Genomic DNA, 16,034 nt, shown 5'->3' on the forward strand with positions numbered 1-16,034 from the left:
GTGCAAAGGTTGGGGCCTATCTTGGGCATACGCCCAAGATGAGGGTCGGGCGCACCTGTGTCGACGCGAAGCGTGGGGTGGTCTTGATGAAGGCTGTCGTGGTGGGGGCGGGGATCGCCGGTCTGGCCACGGCGTGGTGGCTGGAGCGGTCCGGGTGGGACGTGCAGGTGGTGGAGCGGGCACCGCGGTTTCGCACCGGCGGGTACATGATCGATTTCTTCGGCCCGGGCTTCGAGGTGGCCCGCCGGATGGGACTGGTGCCCGCACTCGAGCGCTTTCGTGCGCCGATCTCGGATGTGACCTCGGTCGACGCGCAGGGTCGGGCCAAGAGCAAGCTCGACGCCACCGCTTACGAGACCGTGGCCAACGGGGGCATCAGCCTGTTGCGTGCCGATCTGGCGCGGGTTCTGGCTGACGAGGTGATGGCGCCCGTCCAGTTCGGTGTCACGGTCGATGAGGTGGAGCAGACCGCCGCGGGCGTACTCGCCCGGCTCAGCGACGGAACCGTGGTGGAGGCAGATCTTCTGGTGGGTGCGGACGGCGTGCACTCGCGGGTTCGCGAGTTGGTCTTCGGGCCGTGGCAGGACTTCGTCCGCTATTTGGGTTTTCACGCCGCTGCCTACTCGGTGGCCGAGCCGGAGCTGAGCGCCAGGATCGGTATGCGTTACCAGATGCTGACCTTGCCGAATCGGATGGTCGGGTGCTACTCGGTGGGCGACGGCGGGTTGGCGACGTTGTTCCTGTACCGCGACGAACACTGGCAGCTTCCCGACCCTGAGCACGCGCTGACGGCGCGGTTCGGCGACCTGGGTTGGGTGACGCCCGACCTGCTGCGGATCCAGCCGCCCGACCTGTATTTCGACCAGGTGTGCCAGGTGGAGATGACGAGCTGGCACCACGGCCGGGTCGTTCTGGTGGGCGATGCGTGCGGTGCGGTGTCGCTGTTCGCCGGGCACGGCGCCTCGCTCGCGATGGCCGGCGCCTATGTCCTGGCTCAGGAACTGTCCGCCACCGAGGACATGGTCGGCGCGTTGGAGCGGTACGAGGCACGGATGATGCCGGTGGTGACTCGTACACAGGCGTTCGGCAGAGGCTTCATCGAGTGGATGGCGCCGTCCTCGCGGTGGCGAATCGTGGCGCGGGACTGGCTGTTCCGCTTGTCCGGGCTTCCGGTCGTACGCCGCCTGCTCCGCGACTCGGTCACCCCGGACGCCGGCGCGGTGCTCGACCGGACCGAGCGTGGCGATCACCCGGCCTCACCGAGGCACGGATGATCCGATCAGATCCAGCCGAGGTTCTCACCCGTGTCGACCGCGGGTTCGCCACCCGCCTCGGCGAACGCGACGAGCGCGTCCACGAGCCCTCGCCGATCGCGCTCCGGCATGCGCTGGACGATCTTGCCGATCGCCGTGCGCCGCCGCCGCGTGACGCTGCGGACGATCTTGCGTCCCGCTGGAGTCAGCTCGATGACGACCTCACGACGTGACGCCGGGTTCTGCTGGCGTGCCACCAGCTCGGAGCTGAACAGCCGATCGACCATTCTGGTCGCGGTGGACGGGTTGACGTCGAGGATCTCGGCAAGTGTCGTGAGCTTCATCGGCCCGCGGCTGTCGAGCACGACGAGCACGCGAAACTGGGGCAACGTGATCGCGTCGCCCACCGCCGCGATCGACTGGGCGGAGACGGCGACCAGCAGGCGGGACGCGGTGAGCACCGCGTCGGTGAGCACGTCGATGTCGGTCGCGTCGACCTTGGACCGAGTCATGTTCTTGTTGTACCTCAACTGCAGGGCGAATCACGCCTGACCCGGCTCAACGGCGGCTGATGCCGAACAACATCACTGTCGCCGGCACAGCCGCCGCGCACAGGACGATGGCCGCCGGCACCATCCAGGAAACGTCATAACGGTTGAGCCGACGCGGTCTGCCGCGGCTGGCTGAGTGTAGTCCGCTGGCCGGGCAGCGCCAGTACGTCTCGCCGCCATCCACTACGCCAGCCGACGTGTTTGGATACTCGGCGCCACCGCACACCCCACCCACGTATGGGTCGGTCAGGCCATCCGCAACTTGCTCATGGATCTCGAGGACATCGGATACGCCGCACGGATCAGGTTCCTCATCCGTGATCGAGACGCCAAATATCCCGCGTTGATCGACGACGTCCTGAGCTGCGCCATGCAGAAAACCTGCAAGTGATTCACACCATCGGCCCCCCACCTTGGCACGGGCGATCCACCTGCCATCACCGCGGCCGATTTCCGAGCAATGCTCATCAGCGGGGCCGCGTGTAGCCATCCTGTAGAAGGGTTGGGGAAACATCGCGACCATGCTGAGAAGCGCACTGATCCTCCTGATCACCGCCGTGTGCGCAGCGCTGGTGCCCGTACCGGCCCGAGCTGCTCCCGCACCCGGTGTACGCGAGCTACTCCAATCCGGTCCGCACCAACGGGCGCGTTGACGCGAAAGCCACCGTCGAACGGCTGAAGGGCCGTCGCGGCGCTCTACGCGAGCTGAACCGAGTATCCGCGCCCTGCCGCGCAGGGTTCCAACGAGATGAGTCCGTCGAGGTGGGGGCGATCGTGGTGAGGCGATTCAGTGCTGTCCGTGTCCGGCGGTCCAAGTCGTTGCGGGCGGTGGCGCTCGGTCTGACGGTGGTGCTGCTGAGCAGCATCGGCGCGGATGCACGGCTGGGCGGTGGTGGAAACGGCCACCAGCCCGTCGCGGCACCGCAACAGCGGTGGGGCACCGCTGCCGGTCTGCCACACCTGGCCGGCGGCTCGCCCAACAAATCCCTCCCCACGACGGAACGCGGCCGCCACCCCCGCCTGGCGGGCGTGGCTGAGCCCGCGAACATCGCTTCGGTGGAGGCGGGGCCCAGCCAGGCGCGCACCGGTTTCGACCGGGCCGGCAGCAAGGAGATCCTGGGCGCGCGGGACGCCTTCGAGAAGGTGTACTCAAATGCCGACGGCACCGAGACCACGGAGCTGTCGGCGACGCCGGTCCACTACCGGGGCGCGGACGGGGCCTGGAAGCCGATCAACACGACCGTGGTGCCGGGCGTCAACGGAGACTGGCGCAACATCACCAACACCGTCGCGCTCCAGTTCGCCGCACGCGCGGACAGCCCGGAACTGGTCCGGGTGGGGGTCGAGGGGGATCACTCGATCGCTTACGGGCTCGCCGGCGCCACCTCGGTGCGCGCCAAGGTGCAGGGTTCGACGGTCACCTACGGCGGTGTCCGGCCCGGTGTCGACATGCGGCTCGACGTCCAGCCAGGTGGCGTGAAGGAAACCCTCGTTCTGCAAGGGAAACCGGCGGACAACACGTTCACGTTCCCGCTGCGGCTCAGCGGGCTCCGTGCGGCCGTCGTCAACGGCGAGGTGGTGTTCGCGGATGCCGCCGGAACCACCCGTGCGGTCATCCCGCGCGGTGACCTCACCGACGCGGCCGGGGTGCGTTCGACCGCAGTCGGTTACGAGCTCGTGGACGGCGCGCTGCGCGTGACCGCGGACCGCGACTGGCTGGCCGATCCCGCCCGCAAGTACCCCGTGGAGCTCGACCCGACGGTAGGTCCGCCGCTCAACTCCGGTGCCGCCGACGGCGCCATGTACGTACGCGGCGCCGAGTCGGTGCCCGGCACGGCCCAGCTCCAGGTCGGCAAGGTCGACGGCGTCTCCACGGCGTCGTACGTCGCGTTCGGCAGCCTGGTGAACAGCCTGAAGTTCGAGACGATCTACGGCGCCCAGCTCCTGGTCGGCAGCTACTTCGCGAACTCCTGCCGGGCCCGTGCGGTGACCGTGCACCCGGTGACCCAGGCGTGGACGCCCAGCGGCAGCTACTCCTTCCCCGGACCGGGCGTCGGCGCGGCGCTCGGGTCGAAGTCGTTCGCGCACGGGTTCGTCGCGGAAGGACAGTCCACTTCGGCCTGTCCGCCGGCGGCCGAGCTGATCGACCTCGGCTCCGGCGGCGTCGACCTCGTGCAGGGGTGGGTGAACGGCACCACCCCGAACAACGGTCTCTCGCTGCGCGCGGACGTCTCGGACCCGTTGAGCGGCAAGAGGCTCACCGGTACCGCCACCGACAACCCGCCGCGCCTCTACGTCACCCACAGCCCGTACAACGCGACCTACGCCCTGCCGAAGCCGGTGCCGGACCCGCCGGTGCTGCAGAACCAGGACGGGAAGGTCAAGTTCACCGTCACCAACCGCGGCGCCAAGGAGTGGACGGCGGGGCAGTACTACCTCGCCTACCGCGTGTACAACGCGAAGACCGGTGCCGCGATCGGCCAGCAGCGGTCCGCGAGCCTGCCCGGCACCATCGCGCGCGGCGCGAGCGTGACCGTCGACGCCACCATCAAGGCGTTGCCGCCCGGCTCATACTTCGTGGACTTCTCGATGGTCGGCCCCGGCGGTGTCTTCTTCACCGACCACCTGGTGACGCCGCTGCGGCTCAGCCTGCGGGTCGTCGACATCCCGCCGGTGGTGCAGGAGCTCTACCCGCCCAACGGTTACCGCGCGCCGACCCTGACACCGACGTTGTGGGGCCGGGCGCTCGACATCGACGCGCCGCCGGGCAGCTCGTTGTCGTTCAAGTTCGAGGTGTGCGAGGCGAACTCCGCCGGCAACCCGGTGAACTGCTTCGACTCCGGCTACCAGAGCGCGCAAGCGTGGGCACCGCCCGCGGCGAAGCTGGCGTGGGCGAAGTCGTACCTGTGGCGGGTGTTCGTCAAGGACGCGGCCAACGAGGTGACGTCGTCGCGGTCGACCGTGCTCACCGAGGTGCCGCAGCCGGAGATCACCTCGCACCTCGCGGGAGCGTCGAAGGGCGCGGACGACCAGGACTTCGACGGCCAGTCCGGGAACGTGACGACCGCGGCGGTGGACGCCTCGGCCGCGACCGTCGGTCCCGACCTCTCGGTAGCGCGCACCTACAACAGCACCGACCCGCGTCGTGACGGCCTGTTCGGTGCCGGCTGGACCAGCCGGTTCGACATGCGTCTGGTGCCTGACGACGACGGCTCTGGCAACGTCGTCGTCACCTACGCGGACGGCCAGACGGTGCGGTACGGCCGCAATCCCGACGGCACCTACGCGCCGGGGCGCGGACGGACGGCCGTGCTGACCGCGGCCGCCGGTGCCTGGACGCTCGACGACCGCTCCGGCACGCTGTACTCGTTCTCGTCCAGCGGGCGGCTCACCCGCATCACCGACAACGCCGGTCGCGCCCTGGTCCTGACCTACAGCAACACCGACGGCAAGCTCGCCAAGGCCCAGGTCTCCACCAGCCAGACGAACACCGCCGGTCGTGCGCTGCGCTTCACGTGGACGGGCGCGCACGTCACCGCGGTCACGACGGACTTGAACACGGTGTGGAAGTACACCTACACCGGAGACACGCTCACGTCGGTGTGCGCACCGGACAACAGTTGCACCCGCTACACGTACGGCCAGGGATCTCATTACCGCACGGCGGTGCTCGACGACCGGCCTGACTCCTATTGGCGGCTGGGCGAGGCGCAGGGCACGGCGGCCGGCAGCGAGATGGCCGTCAACCTCGGCAAGGACGCCGGCACCCACGTGGGCGTGATGCTGGGCTCGCCCGGCGCGGTGGCGGGGTCGGCGGGAACCGCGGCCGCGTTCAACGGCACGTCGTCCCGGATCGACCTGCCGAAGGGCGCGTTGAAGAAGAGCAGGGACAGCGCGGTCGAGCTGTGGTTCAAGGCGAGCCCGACCGGCACCGGCGGACCGTTGCTCGGCTACCAGGACAAGGCGTTCGACAGCCCACCCGGCCGGGGCGTCCCGATCCTGTACGTGGGCACCGACGGCAAGCTGCGCGGCCAGTTCGGTGCGACGGCCATCGCGCCGCTCGCGTCGTCCGGCACGGTCAACGACGGCCGCTGGCACCACGCCGTGCTGTCGCAGATGGGGACCACCCAGACGCTGTACCTCGACGGCGTGCAGGCGGCCCAGGCCACCGGCGTGACGATCGACCATTCCTTGCTGACGTTCAACCAGGTCGGCGCCGCGACCGCGACCGGCACGTGGCCGGAGTGGGGGAGCGCGGGCAAGCGGTTCTTCACCGGCACGATCGACGAGGTCGCCGTCTACGCGCACCCGCTGGGCGCCGCCGCCGTCGCCGCACACCACCGGTACGGCAGCGGCTCGGCCGACCAGCTCACCAAGATCACGATGCCGAGCGGTGCCCAGGCCGCGGCCGCGACCTACGACACCGTGCTCGACCGCGTGGCCACCTACACCGACCGCGACGGCGGCACGTGGAAGATCGGCGCGCCACTGGTGTTCGGCGACGACACCGACCTGCGCCGGACCGTCCAGGTCCGCGATCCGGCCAACCGGCCGCGTCTCTACGAGTACGACGCGCTCTCGGGTCTGCTGCTGCGGGCCGGCCTGCCGCTGGGCTTGGAGCTCCGCGACGAGGACCGGCCGGGTTCGGCGCCGCCGGAGCCGACGCCGGTGGAGAAGTGCGAGAAGCCCGACCCGGCCGATCCCTCGTTCTGCACGGTGATCCCCGGCGACGCGGGCGGGCCGGTGTTCGAGACGCAGCCCACCGGTGGCCTGGCGATCCGCACCTACCAGTACGACCAGGCCGGCAACCTCTCCGTGGCCACCAACGAGAACGGCGACTCCGTCGCCTTGACCTACGACGGTCAGGGCCACGCGGTGTCGACGAGGACCTGCCAGTCCGCCGGGGTGTGCCACACCAGCTACACCACCTACCCGGCGGCCGCGCCGGATCCGTCCGACCCGCGCAACGACCTGCCGCTGGAGACCCGCGACGGCCGGTCGGCGAGCGCCACCGACACCACGTTCAGGACGAGCTACACGTACTCGCCCAACGGAAACCTGACCAGCAAGACGACTCCGGACGGCAACGTCGTGCGCAGCACGTACACGGTCGGCGCCGAGTCGGCCGTCGGCGGCGGGGTGGTGCCCGCCGGGCTACCGCTGACGAGCACTGACGCCCGCGGCAAGGTGACCAGGTTTTCCTACTACGCCAACGGTGACCTGGCGAAGCTCACCGAACCGTCGGGACTGGTGACGAGCTACACCTACGACGTGCTTGGTCGGCAGGTGAGCGAGACAGAGGTTTCCGACGCATTCCCGGCCGGCCTGACCACCACGCTCGCCTACGACGCGATGTCCAGGCTCACCAACGTGACCGGGTCGGTGACCACGAACGCCGTCGACGGAACCCGGCACCAGCGCCGCACGGTCACGACCTATGACACCGACGGCAACGTCACCCAGGTCGACGACTCGGACGTGCTCGGCGGTGATGGCACGCGCACGGTGAAGACCGAGTACGACGAGAGCGGCCGTCCCACCAAGGTCGTCGACCCCGAGGGCAACGAGACCACGACCGGCTACGACCGGCACGGCAACCGCACGTCCACTGTGGACGCGAACGGGAACCGGTACGACTTCGCCTACACCGCGCGGAACATGATCGCGGAGATCAGGCTGCGGGCGTACACCGGTGACACGAGCGGCGGCCTCACCGACGGATACCTGGTGCTGCACTCGTACTCGTACGACTTCGCCGGCCGTCAGGTCAGCGACACCGACGCGATGGGCCGCCGCACCGAGTTCCAGTACACGGGCAACGACCTGCTGCGCAAAGCGGTGCTGAAGAACCTCCACAACCCCGACGGCGCGACCCGCGACTACGTCCTCTCCGACATCACCTACGACGGCGCCGGCAACCCGATCAAGCAGATCTCGCACAACGGCGCCACCACCGTGACGTCGACCTACGACCGGCTGGGCAACCTGCTGACGTCCACGGAGGACCCGGACGGGCTGGCCAGGTCGACCACGCACACCTACGACGCCACCGGCAACGTCACTCGCACCAGCCGCAACGGCCGGGCGTCGAACGTGCCGTGGGCGATCTCCCCGGACCCCGAGGTCGTCGACCTCGCCTACGACGACAGCGGGAACGTGATCAGGCAGACCACGTCCACCGGTGACACGACGCTGGTCACCACGTCCGCGTACGACCAGCGGGGCAACCTCGTCGCAGACACCGACCCGCGCGGCAACGCGACCGGCGCGGATCCCGCCGCGTACACGACGAACTACACCTACGACGAGTTCGGCCGCCAGACCGTGGTCACCGGTGCGCCGGTGAAGGCGGAGAACGGCGGCGCGGCGCAGACCGTGCGTCCTGTCGTGACGACCGGGTACAACACGTTCGGCGAACCCGTCGCGGTGAAGGACGAAACGGGTTCCATCGTGCGCACGGCCTACGACCGGCTGGGGCGTGCCGTGTCGCAGACCAAGCCCGCGTACACCCCACCGGGGGCGTCGACGCCCATCACGCCGGTGACCCGCACCAAGTACGACGGCCTGGGCAACGTCCTGGAGATCACCGACCCGCTCGGCAACGCGCAGCGGTTCGGCTACGACCAGCTCAACCGCCAGGTCACCCTGGACAAGCCGTTGGCGAACAACGGCGAACGGGCGATCTGGCGGTCCACCTACACCAGGACCGGTCAGCGACTGGCCACGACGGACCCGTTGGGGGGCAGGAGCGAGGCGACCTACGACGACCTCGACCGCGCGGTCACGCACACCAAGGTGGAGCGCTTCCCGCGGCTGGACAACCTGATCACGCGCCTCACCTACGACGACCGCGGTGCCGTCACGGCCACCACCGAGCCGTCCGGTGCGGTCTCCCGGAACGCCTTCGACACCCTCGGCCAGCTGATCCGCGAGACCGACGCCAGCGGTGTCGTCACGCAGTACGGCTACGACAAGTCCGGCCGTCCGGTCCGGGAGAGCGACGCGGCCGGCCGGACCAGCCAGACGAGCTACGACCGGATCGGGCGCGTGGCCGCCACGTCGGACCTGCGGCCGGACGGAACCACGGCCCGCATGGAACGCCTTTCCTACGACCTGGCCGGCAACCCGGCCTCCACTGTGGACGCGAAGGGTGTCGTCACGACCTTCGAGTTCGACGCGGCGAACCGGCTCGTCACCCAGACCGAACCGGTGGCCGCGGGCTCGTCGATCACCACCTCGTTCGGCTACGACGCGGCGGACCGGCGGACGCGCTACACCGACGGCCGGGGCAACCCGACCCACTTCACCTACAACGTCCTCGGCCTGCCAGAGTCGGTGATCGAGCCGCCGACGCCCGCACACTCGGCGGCCGCAGACCGGACCTGGACCGCGGTCTACGACGCCGCGGGAGCGCAGGTGCGGACGATCATCCCCGGCGGCGTCTCGACGACGACCGTCTACGACGCGGCCGGACGCGTCACCCAGCGGTCAGGCACCGGTGCCGCCGTCCCGACGGCGACGCAGAACCGGACGTACGACGCGATGGACCGGCTCACCTCCGCAGGCGGCAACACCTTCTCCTACAACGACCGGGGCCAGCCGCTGACGGCCCGCGGCCCGGCGGGGAGCGCTGATTTCTCCTACGACGCCGACGGCAACCTCACCTCGCGGACGGACGCGGCGGGCACGGCGACGTTCACCTACTCCAACGGACGCCTGAGCACCATGACCGACGGCCTCACCCGGGTCACCGAGTTCCTCGGCTACGACCTGACGGGCCGGCGCGCCAACATCGGCTACGGCGACGGGCGGGTGCGCACGTTCACCTACGACGACCTCGGCCGCCCGGACACGGACGTGCTGCGCAACTCGTCCGGTCAAAGCGTCGCCGCGATCGACTACGGCTACGACGACAACGACAACCTCACCAGCAAGACGACCAGCGGCTTCGCGGGTTCCGGCAGCAACACCTACGGCTACGACCTCGCCGGACGCCTGACCTCGTGGACGGCTGCGGGCGGGACCGTCTCGTACGGCTGGGACGCCTCGGGCAACCGGGTTTCGGCGGGCACGACCACGTCCGTCTACGACGCCCGCAACCGGTTGGTGTCTTCTGGCGGGGTCGATTATGCCTACAGCGCACGGGGAACGCTCAACAGTGCCGGTACTCGGACGTACGGCTTCGACGCGTTCGACCACAAGCTCGCCGACGGTTCTCTGACGTACACCTACGACGATCTCGACCGCCTGGTTTCCCGTGGCAGCACCAAGTTCTCGTATGCAGGCCTTGCCGCCAACCCGGTCGCCGCCGGTGCCGAGAAGTTCGCGCGCGACCCGGACGGTGATCCGCTCGCGGTCGGCGACAGCCTCGTCGTCGCCGATGAGCACGGTGACGTCGTCGGCGGTTTCGGGGCGGCTGATGCTCTTGCCGCGCTGCCGGACTCGACGACGTACGACCCGTTCGGCCGCACCACGGCGTCGCAGGGCGATGACGGTTCCCTCGGCTACCAAGGCGATTGGACCGACCCGGACTCGGGTGCCGTGAGCATGGGCGCGCGCTGGTACGACCCGTCAACGGGGGCGTTCCAGTCGCGGGACCAGGTGACCTACGCGGGCGGCGACTCGGCGCTCGCCAACCGGTACGCCTACGGGGCGGCGAACCCGCTGAAGCACGTGGACCCGGACGGGAACTGGCCGTGCGTCAGCTGGAAGTGCTTGAAGAACAAGGCGAACGAGGTCGTCAACGACGTCAAGCAGGGTGTCTCGAACGTCTTCAACACCGGCAAGAAGATCGTCAGGAAGGTCGTCAACGCCGGCAGGAAGATCGTCGGCAAGGTGGTCAACGGGATCAAGTCGGTGGTCAAGAAGGTCGGCAACGCCATCAAGAAGGGCATCAACGAGTTCCGGCAGTTCGCTCGCGATCCGGGCGGCTACGTCAAGCAGAAGGCCAAGCAGTTCTGGGGCTATGCCAAGAAGAAGACGAAGCAGATGTCGGAGGCCCTGCGCAAGGCCAAGGCAGCCGCAGAGCAGAAAGCCCGCGCGATCGCCAAGAAGATCGCGGACCGCAAGATCACCAAGACGGCTCTGGCCGCCATCGAGAAGACCGTCAAGTCGGTGGTCCTGAAGACCAACACTCCGGTCAACGCGATCACGTGGCTGGGTGGTCAGCTGGTCAGGGGCACGGCGAGTGTGCTCAAGATGCCCAATGTCCCGGCCATGAACCTGGTCAACGACAAGGCTTCGGACGACTACGGCAAGAGCTTCCTCGAGAGGTTGCTGGACAGGATGGGGGAGGACTTTCCAGAAGCCGTCAAAGGCTCCGCCGATGCTCTGGAGTGGGTCGCGGAGCAGCTGGCCGACCCGTTCGTCGACCGCGGGATGTGCGAGAACTGGTTCCACTGCGGCTGGGAGGGCGGCTGGCAGATCGGCACGCGCCTGACCGGCACCAGCGGGATCTCGAGCCTGATCGGTGCCAAGAAGGGCGGCAGCGGTGCCCCGGACTACGTGACCGTCGACATCGGCGAGATCCTGCCGTTCCCCGCGGGCGGCCGCAACAAGGGCAGCGGGCTCAGCGGGTCCCTCACCCTGACCCGCAACGGTCAGCTCTCGGTCGGCGGCTCGCAGACGGTGGGAACACCGGGAGCCGGGGTCGGGGCCAGTTACGGCTGGTTCCTCAAGGAGAACATGACCGGTGCCGACGTCGACAAGGCGGCGACCGGTTGGGACGCCGATCTCTCGGTCGGCTTCGCCGGGCGGCGTGGCCGGGGGCCCACCATCGGACTCACCCGGTCCCTCGACCCGTCCGGGTCCGGCGAGAAACCGATCCGGGCCATCGAGGTGGGCGTCTCCGCCGAGCTGCGCCTGCCGAAGGAACCCGCTGAACCCGGGTTCTCGTACGAGGCCGGCTACGGCTACAGCCACGAGATCTGGCACTGCTGCAAGTAAGCCCGTGGTATTTCAGTCCACTTTGGTCAGTGAAAGGTATCCGATGCTCAGATCCAGACTGGCGACCGCGGCGGTCGCCCTGATCGCCACAGCGGCCACCCTCGTGGTCCCGCAGGCGGCACGAGCCGACGCGGCCGGCAAGGGCGGCGACTACGTCCCGTTCACCTCCTCGAAGATCGTCCTCGACTCCCGCAACGGCGTCGGCACGCCGGTCGGCGTCAAGGGCGCGGGGAGCGTGACGACCTTCCAAGTCCTCGGTGTGAACGGGATTCCGGCGTCCGGGGTGAGCGGTCTCGTGCTCCGGGTCGGGGCGTTCACGCCGTCGGCGCAGACCTACTTCAAGGTCTACCCCAACGGCAGCCCTCGGCCCGGCACGGCGGCGCTCAACCTCCCGCAGGGCCAGTCGATCTCCAACTTCTCCTTCGTCCAGCCGGGCGCGAACGGCAAGCTGGACCTCTACAACAGCGCGGGCACCACGCACGTTTTCGTTGAGGTGCAAGGCTATTTCACCTCCGCGCCGAGCGGGACGTCCGGCGGTCTGGTGCCGGTGACCCAGGTACGGGCGGTCGACACGACCAGGGGCACGGGCACCGACAAGGTCAAGATCCGCGCCAAGAGCACCCGCACGGTCACGCTCACCGCCGGTGGTGTGCCCGCGGACGCGACCGCGATCAACGCCCACGTCACCGTGCCCGCCACCACGGAGGCCGGTTACCTCTCGGCCACGCCGGTCGGCAGGGCGACGGGTGTCGTCATCGCCAACTACGGCAAGAACATGCACTCCTCGTCCGGCGCGGTGATCCAGCTGGGCACCAACGGCCAGGTCACCTTCACCAACGGCGGCACGGCGGACATCGACCTGGTCGTCGACACGATGGCCTACTTCACGAAGGCGCCGAACGTCGGCGCCGGGTTCCGGCCGCTGGTGAACCGCGTGTTCGGCCAGCTGGTGCCCAAGGACGGCACGGTCGACGTGGTCGTCGGCGGGACCAGCGGAATGCCGACGAAGGGGGTCGCCGGTGTCGCGCTGAGCTTCGAGGCGTCCGGTACCGCGCACGCCACCCTGAGCGCGTGGCCGCTCGGCACCACCCAGCCCGGCATCGCGCTCACCCAGCACCAGCCGGGCACGCACCAGCGGTCCTCGGCGATCATCAAACCCGGTGTCGACGGCAAGATCCGCATCTCGAACAACAGCGACTCCGCGACGTTCGTCTACGTCGACGTGGAGGGCTGGTTCGCCGAACCGCTGCCGGTCCTCCCGGTCGCGCAGAACACGCCGATCAGCGTCGCCCAGGCGGCTCCGGTCGCGGGGCAGGGCGCGGGCACCGTCGAGTACGCGTACGTCGACAACATCGGCCGGGTCGTGATCGGTCATCAGACCCAGCTGGACAACTTCTGCTGCGTCCAGTTCACGCCGATCTCCGGCAACGAGGCCTTCACCGGCCAGCCGTCGCTCGTCGCGCGTCCGGACGGAACTGTCCAGGTGTCCGCGCAGTACGCCGACGGCGGCGATGTCTGGACGAGTGCGCAGACCGCACCGAAGGCCAGCAGCTGGACGTCGTTCACGGACATCGGCGGCTCACCGGCCGCCCCTCCGGCGACCGTTCAGCTCGGCACCGGCGTCACGACCCAGTTCGGCGTCGACGCGGACGGGAAGCTGTGGACCTACGCGCAGACCGGCGCGGTTCCGTTCTGGCGTGGCCTCGGCGGCACCGGGCTCACCGGAACCCCGGTGCTGACAACGGTTCGCGACGGCGTTCAGCTGTTCCTGCGCACCACGACCGGCACCATCACCACGGCGACCTACCGCACCGACGGGTCCCTGTCGGCCTGGACCGACCTCGGCGGCGACGGGACGGGTGCACCGGCGGTCGTGCTCTACCCCGGCTACCGGTTGCGGGTCTTCGCCCGCGCCGCGGACGGCACGATCGTGACCAAGCTGCAGGACACGACGGGCACCTTCCCCCAGACGTGGGACACGCTGGGGACCTTCGTCTCGCCGGGAAACCCGGCGGCGATGATCGACCCGGTGAGCGGCCTGACGGTCGTGATCGCCCGTGCCGGCGACGGGATCATCCACAAGGCGGTGGAAACCGGGCAGGGCAGCGGCGTGTTCAAGGACTGGACCTTCGCACAGGTGGACCAGCCGGCACCGGCCGCCGCGACCGACCCGACGTTCGCGACGATCAACAACGGCAGCGGGCAGACGACGTTCTTCGTCTACCGCACCGTCAACGGGACGCCGATCTTCGCCGTCTGACGGGACGTTCTCGAAATCCCGATCATCACAACGATTTCAGCGGCCGCTGCTCCCGCCGGGAGCAGCGGCCTTCGGCATGAATGCCCGCAGGGTTTAGGTCGAACGGGTGGATCCAGCCGCACGGGTCCCCCACGCCGGACCGGATAAGTGCAGGCCCACAACCCAGCCGCTACTGCGCCACAAGTCGGCTGGCGGAGGGCGGAGTACGGCTTGCTGAACTGGTGGTCGAGGTCTTCTGCGAGCCGCCGGGCCATCTCACGCAGAGCAGCGATGTCACCTGTCGGATCGGGCCTCCACGTGCGCGGAGGTGGAGGCAGGACCGGTCGCGCCGCGAGCACCAGCCATCCTCATTTGTCCAGGTCGATCTCCGGCCCCAACCCATCGACCAGTGCGATCAGGGCAGCCCGCTCGTCAGCTCGCCGAGAGAAACGGTCCCGGTAAGCGCGCTCCAGGTCGTTCTCCGACATCCAGTTCGTGTGCGGCCCGTACCGGTAGGGCACACCTTCGGTCTCATCGCGATCGATCGTGAGACGTTCGAACGCACGCCCAAACCCAGTCTCGGCTGGCTTGGAGGCGTCGCCAGGCACAACGCCCTACCGCAAGAGACTCACTGATCCTCAGCACGCGCTTTCGGGTCGGCCGGGCGGAGACCGTCAGCGCGGTGGCGAGCGAGGAGTAGTACCCAACGAGCCAGACGAGCACTGCCAGGCCGGCCACGCCAAGGCACCCGACGGCGTACTCGTACGCGTCGTCGTCCAGGGATCCGTCGGCCAGCAACCTCCGGGTTGTGATCACCGCGCACTGTTCGGCATCGGCGAGTTCGCGAGGGATCCGGTCGGCGAGCAACTCGTCGAGCTGTTCGCGGGTCAGGCCGGCCGCCAGCGCCGGTGTGGTGTGAGAGGTCCATTCGAAACCGGCGCGGCGGGGCACCGCGACGGTGAGGATGGCTCGTCGAAATACCAGGCGTAGACGCCGCCGATGGGTAACAGTCGCCGTCCGTCCGACCGCCGCTGAGAGATGATCTGTTCTCTCAACGGGGTCGTGCTGGCATGGCCAGAGGAGCGAGGCCGAATCCTCGCAAGTGAGATCAGCACGAGGCAAGAGTTTCTGGGTAGCTGTGGCTGACCGGGACATGCGGGGCTATGCACTACAGAGGTGTTCACGTCTGTGGGAGATCAACGGGCTGGAACTCGCCGGCACTAGCGTGACCGTGTCAGTGCGCACGATCGACTGCCTCGTGGCCTGCCCGGCTTGAACCCCCCGCCGGTTCCTCGGACCCAACGGGGAGAGGCACGCAGCTTGGTGACGCCCGCCTGCCACATGCGGTTGGCGTACGCGACGTCCTCGTCCCGGAACGTTTCGGCCGACCCTACGTCGACGAATGTGGAGGGCAGGCCGGAGAGGTTTGCGGCGCGCGAAGGCGCGGCGTACGAAGACACGTCCGGTCCTCCACGAATGCCGTCGCCGAGGGGCGCGTGCCACCCGGTTTTGTTCGAGGAGCTGTCCCAGATGCCGAGGCCGCGCGTCTGCTGAGCGGAGGGCGAGTCGTTGCGGTCGTGGAGCATCGGTGACAGGAGCAGCTGGGCCAGGATGGCCAGGCCGTTGCGGTCGCGTGCCATCAGGGTGACAGCCGCCACGAGGCCGCCGCCGGCGCTAGCACCCGCCGATGACGATGCGCCCGCGGTCGATGTTGAGCTCGTGGGCGTGATCCGACATCCACACCAGGCCCGCGTAGCAGTCCTCGACGGACCCGGAATGGGGTGTCTCGGGTGCGAGCCGGTACTCGACCGAGACCACGGCCATGCCCATCGGTTCGGCCAGGTTCAGCATCTCGACCAGGCCGAACCGGTTGTCCACGACGATCAGCCTCCGTGGACGTGGTAGATGGCCGGGGTCGGGGTCGCTGCGTCCTTCGGGAGGCAGATCAGCAGCGAGATGTCCGGTTCCCCGCCCGGCCCTGGCACCGCTCGCTCCTGCACGCTGTAGGCGCCACCGCGCGAGAGGATCTCGTCGGTCGGGGTCTCT

General features: G+C 69.0%; 7 protein-coding genes. 3 read left to right on the forward strand and 4 right to left on the reverse strand.

Annotated features, from left to right (window positions below):
• Window positions 1-86: 86 nt before the first annotated feature.
• Entirely contained in the window at window positions 87-1,274 is a 1,188-nt protein-coding gene (locus UK23_RS21405) for an FAD-dependent oxidoreductase (protein ID WP_045313381.1), read from the forward strand.
• A 5-nt stretch (window positions 1,275-1,279) separates the two neighbouring features.
• Here the strand turns inward: UK23_RS21405 and UK23_RS21410 are convergent, their stop codons facing one another.
• Together UK23_RS21410 and UK23_RS51770 are read right to left on the reverse strand one after the other, a co-directional pair.
• Window positions 1,280-1,765: a MarR family winged helix-turn-helix transcriptional regulator gene (locus tag UK23_RS21410; protein WP_045313382.1), complete on the reverse strand. Its 486-nt coding sequence runs from the start codon at window positions 1,763-1,765 to the stop codon at window positions 1,280-1,282.
• Window positions 1,766-1,811: 46 nt separating this feature from the next.
• Window positions 1,812-2,327 (reverse strand): hypothetical protein, encoded by a 516-nt coding sequence (locus tag UK23_RS51770; protein ID WP_156213277.1) that lies wholly within the window; start codon window positions 2,325-2,327, stop codon window positions 1,812-1,814.
• Between the two features lie 251 nt (window positions 2,328-2,578).
• Between UK23_RS51770 and UK23_RS21420 the strand changes: the two genes are divergently transcribed.
• A complete protein-coding gene (locus UK23_RS21420; protein ID WP_156213278.1) occupies window positions 2,579-11,749 on the forward strand; it encodes an RHS repeat-associated core domain-containing protein in 9,171 nt (3,056 codons plus the stop codon).
• 43 nt (window positions 11,750-11,792) lie between these two features.
• Window positions 11,793-14,009, forward strand: coding sequence for a hypothetical protein (locus tag UK23_RS48835; protein WP_052684903.1), 2,217 nt, complete (start codon window positions 11,793-11,795; stop codon window positions 14,007-14,009).
• Window positions 14,010-15,208: 1,199 nt separating this feature from the next.
• On the opposite strand, the gene UK23_RS53850 is transcribed toward UK23_RS48835, so the two are convergent.
• Entirely contained in the window at window positions 15,209-15,628 is a 420-nt protein-coding gene (locus tag UK23_RS53850; protein ID WP_419503896.1) for an alpha/beta hydrolase fold domain-containing protein, read from the reverse strand.
• A 34-nt stretch (window positions 15,629-15,662) separates the two neighbouring features.
• The gene (locus tag UK23_RS53855; protein WP_231114605.1) at window positions 15,663-15,866 is read right to left on the reverse strand and encodes an alpha/beta hydrolase; all 204 of its coding nucleotides are present in this window, start codon (window positions 15,864-15,866) and stop codon (window positions 15,663-15,665) included.
• Window positions 15,867-16,034 lie beyond the last annotated feature (168 nt).

Origin of the sequence: Lentzea aerocolonigenes, assembly GCF_000955955.1 — a bacterium.
GTDB classification, from domain to species: Bacteria; Actinomycetota; Actinomycetes; order Mycobacteriales; family Pseudonocardiaceae; genus Lentzea; species Lentzea aerocolonigenes_A.